Origin of the sequence: Neptuniibacter sp. (assembly GCF_024231755.1) — a bacterium.
GTDB lineage: Bacteria > Pseudomonadota > Gammaproteobacteria > Pseudomonadales > Balneatricaceae > Neptuniibacter.
Genome location: NZ_JAAEQH010000307.1, coordinates 1 through 13,072 on the forward strand (window position 1 = coordinate 1; position 13,072 = coordinate 13,072).

General features: G+C 46.2%; 12 protein-coding genes. 1 reads left to right on the forward strand and 11 read right to left on the reverse strand.

Going from position 1 to position 13,072, the window contains the following annotated elements:
* The 4 genes from GY843_RS18090 to trxA all read right to left on the reverse strand — a co-directional run.
* Positions 1 to 225, reverse strand: a 225-nt coding sequence (locus tag GY843_RS18090) for a 2Fe-2S iron-sulfur cluster-binding protein (RefSeq protein ID WP_297311713.1), incomplete at its 3' end; no start/stop codon positions are given.
* Positions 222 to 1,700, reverse strand: coding sequence for a 4-hydroxy-3-polyprenylbenzoate decarboxylase (ubiD, locus tag GY843_RS18095; RefSeq protein WP_297311715.1), 1,479 nt, complete (start codon positions 1,698 to 1,700; stop codon positions 222 to 224). The genes GY843_RS18090 and ubiD, both read right to left, overlap by 4 nt.
* 64 nt (positions 1,701 to 1,764) lie before the next feature.
* Positions 1,765 to 3,024 (reverse strand): transcription termination factor Rho, encoded by a 1,260-nt coding sequence (gene rho, locus GY843_RS18100; protein WP_297311716.1) that lies wholly within the window; start codon positions 3,022 to 3,024, stop codon positions 1,765 to 1,767.
* A gap of 215 nt (positions 3,025 to 3,239) precedes the next feature.
* A complete protein-coding gene (gene trxA, locus GY843_RS18105; RefSeq protein ID WP_007021414.1) occupies positions 3,240 to 3,566 on the reverse strand; it encodes a thioredoxin TrxA in 327 nt (108 codons plus the stop codon).
* 261 nt (positions 3,567 to 3,827) lie between these two features.
* Between trxA and ppx the strand changes: the two genes are divergently transcribed.
* Positions 3,828 to 5,339 (forward strand): exopolyphosphatase, encoded by a 1,512-nt coding sequence (gene ppx, locus GY843_RS18110; protein WP_297311717.1) that lies wholly within the window; start codon positions 3,828 to 3,830, stop codon positions 5,337 to 5,339.
* 86 nt (positions 5,340 to 5,425) lie between these two features.
* Here the strand turns inward: ppx and GY843_RS18115 are convergent, their stop codons facing one another.
* The 7 genes from GY843_RS18115 to GY843_RS18145 form a co-directional block, all read right to left on the reverse strand.
* Positions 5,426 to 6,199, reverse strand: coding sequence for a DNA-binding domain-containing protein (locus tag GY843_RS18115; RefSeq protein ID WP_297311719.1), 774 nt, complete (start codon positions 6,197 to 6,199; stop codon positions 5,426 to 5,428).
* On the reverse strand, positions 6,196 to 7,023 hold the full coding sequence (locus GY843_RS18120) for a DUF692 domain-containing protein (RefSeq protein ID WP_297311720.1): 828 nt from the start codon (positions 7,021 to 7,023) through the stop codon (positions 6,196 to 6,198). The genes GY843_RS18115 and GY843_RS18120 overlap by 4 nt, the downstream gene beginning before the upstream one ends.
* A 28-nt stretch (positions 7,024 to 7,051) precedes the next feature.
* Complete coding sequence (locus GY843_RS18125; protein WP_297311722.1) at positions 7,052 to 7,273, reverse strand: hypothetical protein; 222 nt, start codon at positions 7,271 to 7,273, stop codon at positions 7,052 to 7,054.
* 299 nt (positions 7,274 to 7,572) lie between these two features.
* Entirely contained in the window at positions 7,573 to 9,624 is a 2,052-nt protein-coding gene (locus GY843_RS18130; protein WP_297311724.1) for an EAL domain-containing protein, read from the reverse strand.
* 258 nt (positions 9,625 to 9,882) lie between these two features.
* On the reverse strand, positions 9,883 to 11,430 hold the full coding sequence (locus tag GY843_RS18135) for a phosphoenolpyruvate carboxykinase (protein WP_297311725.1): 1,548 nt from the start codon (positions 11,428 to 11,430) through the stop codon (positions 9,883 to 9,885).
* Positions 11,431 to 11,585: 155 nt separating this feature from the next.
* Positions 11,586 to 12,458, reverse strand: a complete 873-nt coding sequence (gene hslO, locus GY843_RS18140) for an Hsp33 family molecular chaperone HslO (RefSeq protein WP_297311726.1) — start codon at positions 12,456 to 12,458, stop codon at positions 11,586 to 11,588.
* Positions 12,459 to 12,733: 275 nt separating this feature from the next.
* The coding region (locus tag GY843_RS18145; protein WP_297311729.1) for a lipopolysaccharide kinase InaA family protein at positions 12,734 to 13,072 on the reverse strand (339 nt) is incomplete at its 5' end.

A 13,072-nucleotide genomic window follows, 5' to 3' on the forward strand; every position in this document is an offset into this window, starting at 1 on the left:
AGCCAGCACTGTTTCCCCATCGCTCTTCGCTTCTATTTTTATATGCTTCTCGGGGTAACGCTGTTTTATCTCGCCCTGTAGCAGCTTAACTTCACAAATCTCACATACGCCATTTCGGCAGCTGACTCTTAATTTGTAGCCAAGACGTTGAAGTGTTTCCAGCAACGTCTCATCAGCCATACCGGTAATAGTATGGCCTATGTTAACAATCTCAATCCGGTTCAATCCAGAATACCCAGATCATCCCAAATATCATCAACCCGTTTCTGTACCTCTTTATCCATCTCGATAGGCACGCCCCACTCACGGTCAGTTTCACCTTCCCATTTGTTGGTAGCGTCCATGCCCATCTTGGAGCCTAGCCCAGATACAGGGGAAGCAAAATCCAGATAGTCGATTGGGGTATTATCGATCATCACTGTATCGCGCTGAGGGTCCATACGGGTCGTTAACGCCCAAATAACATCATTCCAGTCCCGGGCATTCACATCATCATCGCAGACAATCACAAACTTGGTGTACATAAACTGTCGCAGGAATGACCAAACGCCCAGCATGATTCGCTTTGCATGACCTGGGTATTGCTTCTTCATGGTCACTACCGCCATACGGTAGGAGCAACCTTCCGGCGGCAGATAGAAATCTACAATTTCAGGGAACTGCTTCTGCAAAATAGGCACGAACACCTCATTGAGAGCCACTCCCAGAATGGCAGGCTCATCTGGTGGACGCCCTGTGTACGTGCTGTGATAGATGGGTTTACTACGGTGGGTGATGCGCTCTACTGTGAAGACAGGGAAGCTATCTACCTCATTGTAGTAACCTGTATGATCACCAAATGGCCCTTCATCAGCCATTTCATCTGGGTCGATATAACCTTCCAAAATAAACTCAGCACTCGCAGGCACCTGCAGATCACTACCGATACATTGAGTAACTTCGGTTTTGCCGCCGCGCAATAATCCAGCAAACGCATATTCAGACAGAGTATCAGGCACCGGAGTAACAGCACCTAGAATAGTGGCCGGATCGGCACCTAGCGCCACAGCAACCGGAAACTTCTCCCCTGGGTGCTTCTCTTTCCACTCACGGAAATCCAATGCACCACCTCGGTGAGCTAACCAACGCATAATCAGTTTATTACGACCGATCAACTGCTGACGGTAGATCCCCAGATTCTGACGTTCCTTATTCGGACCGCGGGTAATAACCAAAGGCCAGGTTACCAATGGACCAGCATCACCGGGCCAGCAGGTCTGGATTGGTAGCGTATTAAGATCTACATCATCACCTTCGATCACATGCTTCTGGCAATCGGCAGACTTAACAACTTTAGGCCCCATATTCAGAACCTGTTTAAAGATCGGAAGCTTCTCCCAGGCATCTTTCATACCCTTAGGAGGTTCAGGCTCTTTCAGCTGAGATAGGAGTTTTCCAACTTCGCGCAATGCTTCTACAGACTCCTCCCCCATACCCATAGCTACACGCGCAGGTGTACCAAACAGGTTTGCCAATACGGGATAATCGTAGCCTTTAGGGTTTTCAAACAGCAGAGCGGGACCACCTGCTTTCAGGGTGCGATCACTAATCTCGGTCATTTCCAGATTAGGATCAATTTCCTGCTTAATCCGCTTAAGTTCTCCGCGCTCTTCCAGCATACGGATAAAGTCACGTAAATCTTTATATTTTGGTGTCGCCATAGTCAAACCTAGTAGATATAAAAAAGGGCAAGCAGATGCTTACCCCTTTTATACGCAAACTAAATTACTTCCGTTTCATCGACAGGAAGAATTCATCGTTTGTCTTAAAGTCTTTCAGTTTGTCGATCACAAACTCAGTCGCTGCAGTATCTTCCATTGGATCAAGCAGCTTACGCAGAATCCACATGCGCTGCAGCTCTTCTTCAGAAGTCAGCAGATCTTCACGACGAGTACCGGAACGGCGGATATTAATCGCTGGGAAGACGCGTTTCTCAGCAACCTTACGATCCAGATGAACCTCAGAGTTACCCGTACCTTTGAACTCCTCAAAGATAACTTCATCCATCTTGGAGCCAGTATCAACCAGCGCAGTTGCGATGATTGTCAGGCTGCCACCTTCTTCGATATTACGTGCAGCACCAAAGAAACGCTTTGGACGCTCCAGAGCATGAGCATCAACACCACCGGTTAGTACTTTACCGGATGATGGAATAACTGTGTTATACGCACGTGCCAGACGGGTAATAGAGTCCAGCAGGATAACAACATCTTTCTTATGCTCAGTCAGACGCTTAGCTTTCTCGATAACCATCTCAGCCACCTGAACGTGACGTGATGGCGGCTCATCGAAGGTTGATGCAACTACTTCGCCGCGAACGGTACGCTGCATCTCAGTAACTTCCTCTGGACGCTCATCGATCAATAGTACGATCAGGTGCGTTTCTGGGTTGTTACGTGTAATGCTGTTTGCAATATTCTGCAGCATCAGTGTTTTACCAGCTTTTGGTGGCGATACCACCAGGGCACGCTGGCCTTTACCCATTGGGCAGACCAGATCGATAACACGTGCTGTCAGATCTTCTGTACTACCGTTACCCAGTTCCATACGCAGACGATCCTGCGCAAACAGTGGAGTCAGGTTTTCGAAAAGAATCTTGTTCTTGGCATTATCCGGCTTGTCGTAGTTAATCTCGTTAACTTTCAGCAGCGCGAAATAACGCTCTCCATCTTTAGGCGGTCGAATCTTACCTGCAATGGTATCACCAGTACGCAGGTTGAAACGGCGAATCTGGCTAGGTGATACATAGATATCATCCGGGCCAGCCAGGTATGAGGAATCCGCTGAACGCAAGAAGCCGAAGCCATCCTGCAGGATCTCAAGTACACCATTGCCGTAAATATCTTCACCACTTTTGGCGTGGCGCTTCAGGATTGCAAAAATCACGTCCTGTTTACGGGAACGAGCAAGATTATCCATGCCCATGCCTTTGGCGATTTCAAGTAATTCAGGAACGCTTTTTGTTTTTAATTCGGTAAGATTCATAGTTTGAAGGAAATAAGCACTGGGCTAATTTGGATGGAGTTTAGGGAGATATTCGAATTATTGGCCAACACATCAACGCTAATAAATGAAAGGATATAGCTTTAGCGGAAGGGCCAGACTGACGACACTATAAAAGGAAGAAACCCTTGTGTCTATAGGTAAAAGGTAAGAAAGTGCAATGTTTTAGCCACACCACACTTCCCCACAGGTACAAGTTACAGATTCGCTTCGATAAAAGCAGCAAGCTGTGACTTGGACAATGCGCCTACTTTCGTAGCTTCAACATTGCCGCCTTTAAACAGCATCAATGTCGGGATACCACGAATACCAAATTTTGGTGGTGTTTCGCTATTCTCGTCGATATTCAACTTACAGATTTTCAGCTGATCACCATACTCTTTAGCGATCTCTTCAAGTACTGGAGCGATCATTTTACAAGGACCACACCATTCAGCCCAGTAATCAACCAGAACTGCACCTTCCGCTTTGAGTACGTCTTCCTCGAAGGAAGCATCAGTAACATTTACAATGTTTTCGCTCATGGGAAACTTTTCTCCGCTGCGCCCATTATTTTTTCGTAAGACCGCCGATGATAACACCCCGGACCTCTCTTGTGTAACTGGATTAAGAACAAAAACCCTGCATTTATCTCAATTAATTGGCTATATACTTAAACCATCAGTTCAACAAATCTGAATCAACACCGTAAAATATAGCCAATAAAAGCAACTGCAGAGTGATAGTAGTTTTGGTACTCTAGCGAGCGTTCTGGATATTACTGCCGTATATGAGGTAAGCCACACATGACAGAGCAGGTTTCTGCCAGCGATAATAATGATGAACTACTTGCCGCCATTGACCTTGGCTCAAATAGTTTCCACATCGTTATAGCCCAGCTTGATCAGGGAGAACTTCGTACCGTTGATGTCATGTCAGACAAGGTGCAACTAGCGGCAGGTATAAACAAAAAACGCTACCTCACAGATGAAGCAAAACAGCGTGGTCTCGACTGCCTAAGCCGGTTTGCACAACGCGTAAAAGACCTTCCTAGAGACTCTGTCCGCATTGTAGGCACTAATGCCCTACGTGAAGCCAAGAACAGCAGTGACTTTATCGACGAGGCCGAGGCAATTCTCGGCACACCGATTGAGATTATCGCTGGGCGCGAGGAAGCACGACTGATCTACCTTGGCGTATCCCATACCCTGGCTGACGATCTCGGTTCCAGGCTAGTTCTGGATATCGGGGGTGGCAGTACCGAGTTTATTATCGGCGAACGCTTTGAACCCCGTGAGATGGAAAGCCTGCATATGGGCTGCGTTAGCTTTACGAAACGCTTCTTTAGCGACGGCAGCATCAACCAGCGCAACTTCCAGCTGGCCTACACAGCCGCCCTGCTTGAACTGCAAACTATCATCTACCGCTACAAAGAGCTGGGCTGGAACAATGCTGTTGGCTCGTCGGGCACTGTGAAAGCGATCCGTAATGCCTGTGTCAGCTGTGGCTTCGCCAAAGACAAAATCACTGCAGAGGCCCTGGAGTTGCTGAAAGCCAGGGTACTGGGTTTTGATCACTACGAAGAGATCAATATCGACGGCATCAAACCCGAACGAAAGAAAGTGATCCCTGCCGGAGTAGCCATTCTTTGCGCCATTTTTGAAGCTCTGGGCCTCAAAGAACTGAGTGTTTCTGAAGGAGCGCTACGTGAAGGCGTGCTTTACGATATGGCAGGCCGCCTACGCCATGAAGATGTCCGTGACCGGACTATCAACGCTATTATGCAACGCTATCACGTTGATAATGAGCAAGCTGAACGAGTTGAACAAACTGCTCTACTTGCCTGGGCTCAGGTCAAAGAAAGCTGGCAATTATCCCGGAAACATTACGACATGCTGAGTTGGGCGGCTCGTACCCATGAGATTGGTTTAACGATTGCCCATAGCCAGTTCCATAAGCATAGTGCCTACCTGCTAACCCACTCTGATCTACCCGGTTTCACCACGCGCGAACAACAGCAACTGGCTGTTTTGGTTCGTGGACACCGCCGCAAATTCCCTAAAGATGAGTTCAAAGCACTGCCGAAACGCCTGCAGGAACCTTATCGACGCTTATGTGTACTCCTGAGGCTAGCTATAGTCCTGCACCGCAGCCGCTCTAAAGATCGCCTGCCCGCGATTACTTTTAGTATCGATGGCAAAAAGTTACAGATGGAATTTCCTGAAGGCTGGTTGGATCATCATCCTCTGACCCATGCTGATTTAGAGCAGGAAGCAGAATATCTTAACAATGCGGACATAAAGCTGCGCTTTAAGTAACACTGAATAGCAGTTTTGAGCGGCCAGACTATCCCATTAACATGCCGAAAAATTAACCGCGTTTTAATGGGGTAGAACATCAGAAGCTAGTCGTTATAAACCGTTAAAATCTCATCATCCAACCAACGCGCAATCATCAAGCCAAATTCATTGACGATATCTGCGTCTGGGAAGTCTGCATTCAGCCCCTCACCGATAGCTTCAAGGTCACAGCCCCCGCAAAGATAATTCAACGCAGCATATTCGATTACCGAGACACTTCTAAAGTGAGGAGAGTGACCCTTTCTCCATGTTAATAGATGCACAGGCTCATCTAAGGTAACCACTTCAGGTGGTACTTCGTCCTGATTGATCGCATGCCAAATATCCAATGTGTTATATCGCTGTGAACACAACTTAAGTGTCGGCACTGGTGAAAACTTTTCGACACTAACACCGCTAGCAGCAAGCTTTTCAAGCACTTCACGTGTCAAAACATCAGCATCCGGACCATCAAAAGCTCGCCTTAAGGTCCAGTCAAGATGCGCTAACTCTGCTACTTCTTGGTCGTGCTCAAGCATCTCAGAAAGATGCTCTGGAAACCCCTGACCATAAAGACCTATATTGCTGTGCTGAGACGTATTAGCTTCTACATAAGAGCCGGCCAATCGATCAAACCAATCATCACCAATGTAAGACGCCGTATGCTCAAAAGTATCGCGCAAAACCCCTATTAGGCGTATGCGGTATGCATTATGGTAGATTTCCAAACGCCGTTTTGACGTTATCCCACGCTTTGAGCCAGAAATCCATTCGGCACCTTGGCATTCCCTATCAAGCACTAAACCTTGGAAATCAGCTTGTAATTCAGCAAGGTTCATACCGCGACCCTCTGAGTTAAAACCTCGTCAGCAATCGTCCGTGCCTGGCCCAATTCTGCAAGCAACTCTTCAAGTTCAGGGATGTTATCATCACGTTCGATCATTGTTGGCACAAAGCCAAAACGGTTTAAAGCCTCTCTGTACAATGACCAAACATCACTACAAACAGGATGATCGTGCGTGTCGATTATGTGATCACCGTTATTTTGATGCCCCGCCAGATGAAACTGTTGGACGCTCTCGACAGGTACTCCTTGAATAAATTCAGTTGCATCAAACCCGTGATTAAATGCACTGACATAGATATTGTTGATATCAAGCAACAATCGACACCCCGTTGCCTGACAAACTTCCGTCAGAAATTCCCATTCGGTCATTTCTGATTCTTTAAACTCCACATAACTGGAAACATTCTCCAGCACCAGAGGTCGCTGCAGATATTCCTGCACCTGCTCCACATTTCGCTTCACAACGCACAATGCTTCTGCAGAAAATGGAAGAGGAAGTAAATCGTGTAAGTTGCGCCCATGGACTCCAGTCCAGCATAGATGATCTGACACCCACATCGGCTGGATACGTTGCTCCAACTGTTTTAACTTACGCAAATACTCCAGGTCTACGCCATTCACAGAACCTATCGACATCGAGACTCCATGCATGACCATGGGGTAATCAGCCCGGATTTTGTCTAACATGACCAGCGGCTTACCGCCATTGACCATATAGTTATCAGAGATGACCTCTAGCCAATCAACTGGCTGCGGTTTTTCCAGAAAATCATGATAATGCTGGGTACGTAAACCAAGCCCAAAACTAAAGGTCATCTTCGTCACCTCTTAACTAATTTGATAGTTACTTAGAAGTGATATCAGAGATTACACCGCCTTTGTCCAGGCACTCTTTCGCTGATAGTGCTTTGAAACCATGACCACCACACACATTTTGACCTTTACAGCTGTGTTCAGCAGTTTTGCAATCTGAGTTACCTTTACAGGAGTGCACCCCGTAGCAATGAACCTTATCACCGGCGCCAATAGAAGCACCGTGACTGCCTGCTGGGGCATCAGCCGCCATTGCAGAAGCACTGAAAGCTACAGCCAGAGCTGCAGAAGCAAAAGTAGTTGTTTTTTAGTCGCGCTCATAGAACTATCTCCTTAGATCATCTCGCAGGCTTAAGGCCCATGATGATTTTTTCATTTAAAGCATCACAAATGTAATGTTTCTACTCTGAGCCCGGTATCTGGATTTAGTTCAACTGTTTTTTTGTTTACTGCATCAGTATTTAAAAACACTTAATCTTTCAACACGTTAGCGGGGAGTATAAGCGGGATATAGTGAGCAATATGTAGCGAATAGAAACAAACCAGATTAAATCAGATCTCTGACAAAGGGACAGGCTCAGCCAGATAGTAGCCTTGTGAGTAATCAATATGCATATCTACAACTTTTTTATACACCGCCTCTGAGTGAACAAACTCAGCCACAGTTTTTATCCCCAAACGCTGAGCAAAATTAACCACAAGATCCGCGACAACCTGGGCATTTCGATCCTGATCTACATTACGAATAATAGAGCCATCTATTTTGATGATATCCACATTCAGGCGCATCAGATAATCAAAGTTTGAGTAACCGGTACCAAAATCATCTATCGCTACCTTACACCCTAACTTCTGCATCATGGCAATAAAACGACTGACCTGTTCGTAGTTCTCAATCCCTTCACTCTCCACAATCTCCAGAATTAAACGGCCGCCCATGTGGTTATGCTCTACTTTATCCTGTAACAGTTGCATTACACTGCTATCGAGAATGTCTTCAAGGGTCAAATTAATAGAGAAAATATCTCTGGGTCTGTCGGCAAAGAATTCGAAAGCCTGATTGATAACTCTACGCGTAATCTCTGTGTAAAGGCGTGACTTTTTCGCTACTTCAAGAAAAGCCCCCGGCATCACCACCTCACCTGACTCATTGATCAGACGTACTAGACATTCATACTTTTTGAACTGCTCCTCACCCTTGTTTGAAATAACCGGTTGCGCATAAACAACCAACCGTTCATCACGCAGTGCTGCTTTCAAGACCCGGGTCCAGCACACATTTTTTTCCAGTTGATCCTTAATTTCGACCTGATTATCAAAACAAACCAAACGCTTATGATTATTTCTAGCGTGATTCATCGCTATTTCAGCGTTTATGTAATAGTTACGCTGCTCAGATATGCCCACCACCATACTAAGATTGAAGCTGTTTCCATCAACTTCAATGTTAGTTGTCTCCAGCATGTCTAACGCCTTTCGACATGAAGAGATGAAATCTTCACTGTCCATCCGCTCATCACAAAGGAAAGCAAACTCATCCCCAGACAACTTATATAGCTTCAGGCGGAGCTGATGCCCAAACTTCGACATCAGATCAGCTGTTTTCTGCAATAAAGCATCACCCACATCTAAACCGTAGTATTCATTTACCTCGCTAAAACGCTCGATATTAAATACGGCCAGTTTCCAGACCTTATCGGTTTGCAAATCTTCAATCAGTTTCTGCCTGTTCGGCAACTGAGTCAGATGGTCAGTGGTTTGCCTTTGGATTTGCCGGGTCTGACGAATGAGATCGGTAATATCGTGCCTAATAGACATAAATTCATAGATGGAACCATCCGGCTTAAGAATAGGCACTATAGTGGATTGAACATAGTAAGCTTCCCCCTGCTTATTACGATTTTTAATCACACCTTTCCAGACTTGTTTTGAAGTGATTGTCTGCCACATCTGAGTAAACAGTTCAGTAGGCATATCACTATGGCGTAAAAGACTGTGTTTACGACCTATGAGCTCATTTAACGTGTAGCCGGAAATATCACAAAACAGCTTGTTGGCATAAGTAATAACACCCTGACTATCAGTCTTGGATACAATCGCCCCCTCATCTACCGCTTTACGATATTCGTTAAGCAAGGTGACATTCAGCAGCAATTCCTTATCCCGTTCTCCCAACGAGTTTTTTAGAGCATCGCGCTCATGCTTCTGCTCAGTAACATCAGTAATAAAACCTTCCAGATACTGCAACTGCCCAGATTCATCCCAAACACCAACACCTTGCTCCCAGACCCACTTCTCTTCACCACTGGCAGTGATAATCCGGTATTGATGGGTAAAAGCTTTCTTTTGCGCCAATGCCCGCTCAACCGCAGCAAAGGTCCACTCGCGATCATCAGGATGAATAAGATCATTAAATGAGAGTTGCTGATTGTGAAGAAGAGCCTCAGCTGTATACCCGGTCAGATTTCTACAACCATCACTAAGATACGTCATGGTCCAGTGCATATCGTTTAAGCACTGATACAGGATACAAGGCAATCTGGAGAGCAGAGCACTAAGACTTTCTTGGGCCACTTTTGTACTGCCAAACACGTCATTAACCACTGATTCATCCTAAACCGTAAAGTAAATAGTTTGGTCAAGCCAGAACAGCCAGTTGAAACAAGCAGTCGACCTGAGGGTAACACGCCCCATTGAAGCTCGGCAGCTCCCATAAAATAACGACTTAAGAGAATTAAGCGGGGAAACCAACCAACAGTTCAGGTTCAGTAATACAGAAATGAGGGAAAGAAAGGAATGATATAAAACAAAAAAGCCGCATATTTCTATGCGGCTTTATTAGATAACTTCAGGCAAGCTTTATTACAGCTTAGGACCCGCAGCAATGATCTCTTCAGAAACACCTTCAAATTTCTTGAAGTTCTCTACGAACTGACCGATCAGGTCATTTGCAGTAGCATCGTAACCGGACTTATCAGCCCAAGTATCGCGAGGATTCAACAGGCGAGTTTCAACACCGTCTACAGCAACAGGAACTTCCAGGTTCAAACCTTCCAGCTTCTGAGTTTCAACACCGTTAAGGGAACCATTCTGGATTGCAGAGATGATGCCACGTGTTGTTGGAATGCTGAAACGTTCACCAGTACCGTAAGCACCACCAGTCCAACCAGTGTTAACCAGGTAAACTTTAGAACCGAACTCTTCGATACGCTTCATCAGTAGCTCTGCGTAAACACGTGCTGGACGTGGGAAGAACGGAGCACCGAAGCAAGTAGAGAACGTAGACTTGATGCCACCACCGGAGCCCATCTCTGTAGAACCAACCAGTGCAGTGTAGCCAGACAGGAAGTGGTACGCAGCCGCTTCTTTAGTAAGGATAGACACTGGAGGCAGTACGCCTGTCAGGTCACAAGTCAGGAATACGATTGAATCTGGCTCTTCACCCATGTTCGATACAGTACGTTTTTCAACATGCTGCAGCGGGTATGCACAACGACCGTTTTCAGTCAGGGAAGTATCATCGTAATCAGCAGTACGCGCATCGTTCAGAGCAACGTTCTCTACGATCGCACCAAAGCGGATAGCGTCCCAGATGATTGGTTCGTTCTTCTGACTCAGGTTGATAGTTTTAGCGTAGCAACCACCTTCCAGGTTAAATACCACACCTTTGCCCCAACCGTGCTCATCATCACCAATCAGGTAACGAGAAGGATCAGCAGACAGCGTTGTTTTACCTGTGCCAGACAGACCGAAGAACAAAGTTGTGCTGTTGTCATCACCAACGTTTGCAGAGCAGTGCATTGGCAGTACATCTTTCTCAGGCAGCAGGAAGTTCTGTACAGAGAACATCGCTTTCTTCATCTCACCAGCGTAACGCATGCCAGCCAGCAGTACTTTACGTTTAGCGAAGTTGATGATTACGCAGCCATCGCTGTTCGTACCGTCACGCTCAGGCTCACATTCGAAACCGGCAACGTTCAGGATCTGCCACTCTTCTTTAGCCTTCGGGTTGTATTCCGCTGGGCGAATGAACAGGTTCTGACCAAACAGGTTCTGCCATGCAGTCTGAGTAGTCATCTTAACAGCAAGATAATGATTAGGATCAGAACCTACGTGAACATTCGCCACATAGTGTTCTTTGTCAGCTACGAACTCTTCTACACGAGTCCACAGCGCGTCAAATTTGTCAGCATCGAATGGGCGGTTGATGTTGCCCCAATCGATAGAATCAGAAGTGCTTGGCTCATCCACGATGAAACGATCCATCGGTGAACGACCTGTGCGCTTACCTGTAGTTACAACCAGAGCACCAGAATCAGCAAGAATACCTTCGCTGTTAGCTACAGCTTTCTCAACCAGCTGAGCCGGGCTTAAATTTTGGTGCGCAATATTAGTAGAATCTTTGGTCATTACTGGGTTCCCTTGGCATAGGCGCCAATAACGTTACCTATAAGGCGTGTTTGTCATAATTATGAGGCGCGTATTATGCACAAAAATTGCTCGTTGCGCCATTATTGAAAGCAATTCGCATTTGACCTGACTCAAATTTAATCAATTAATACAATTTAATGTATTTGATCAGAACCTGAAGCGGCTCCACCCTCAACAAAAAGGGCTTCAATATCAGCCAGATCGAACTGATAGTGGGCATTACAGAACTGACAGTTCACGTCGATCTGCCCCCGCTCTTCAATCACACCAACCAGTTCCTGCTTATCCATCATTTTCAGTGAAGCAGCGCTTCGTTCACGCGAACAAGTGCATTTAAAACGAACGTCATCAGCTTCATACAAGCGGCACTGCTCTTCATGAAATAGGCGATAGAGCAGTGTTTCATTATCTAACGTCAGCAGCTCTTCACTTTTTAGTGTTGATGCCAGATGACTGATCCGCTCCCAATCCTCTTCACCGGTACCTTCGGCTGGCAAAACCTGAAGTAACATTCCTGCCGCTTTTTCACCGTCTGAAGCCAGATGTACTTGCGTAGGCAACTGCTCAGAACTAACAAAGTAGTTTTCCAGGCAAGCGGCCAGGTTATCTCCCACCAGCGGTACAACACCCTGATAGCGCTGCCCTTTTTCCGGCTCAACAGTAATCACTACCTGCCCCTGAGGCAACAGATCAATGAAGTTAGCATCGTCTTTAATATCACCATCAAAACGAGCAATCGCACGTAGATCATGATTATGGGTACATTCCGCCATCAACAGACGAACATCACCCTGCCCCTGAGCCTGGAGGATCAGGCGCCCTTCAAACTTCAGATTGGAACTTAACAGGCAAACAGCCGCTAGCATCTCTCCCAATACCTGCTGAATAGCAGGCGGGTAATCATGGTTTGCAAAACAGTCACTACAGGTCTGTTCCAGACCGCTAACAACACCACGAATATCCAGTTCATCAAACAGGATTCGCTGAATCTGATCAGAGTTACTCATTTATGGAATCTACAATGGTTAATCATGCGGAATACCGAGCGGTATTCAAGGAAAGTAGCCATTCTAACATAGCTGACAAGATGAAGTGCAGCCCTGAGAATAATCAAAAATGACAGACTCCTCTGGCAGGCCTATTTGGTGCAACCAAATCCCAATCTGCGGCTTCTATAGGTGTTTTTTAGGTGGCAAACAGCCTAATGAGCTGGAGAACAGCATTCTGGATATCCCGAGAAGAATACCCTTGAAGCCTGCTTAGTCTTCAGCGATAGAAAGCATTATTGCTGCTTTGCGAACAAGTCATTTGGTTCACGCTTCCAGTCCCTGATATAAAGCTGACGCGCCCGAGCCTGTACTTTTTGCCAAAAATCCTGCTTCTGCTGCAAAGCTTCTCGAAGTGACAAGCCGGTGTAGGCCTTAATAAAACGGAACACATCCCGTTGCGTCAGGCCAATATCCATCGCCGAAAAATAGATACTAGCCACATCTTTTACCAACCAACGTTCAGGTACTTGGCTACGGATTTGTGCACGGTGTAAATCAACCAGGAAGAAGTCCGGATTTTGTGGATGCTCTTCCTCTGACTGATCTAAGAGAAAATGGCAGAGATACAGATC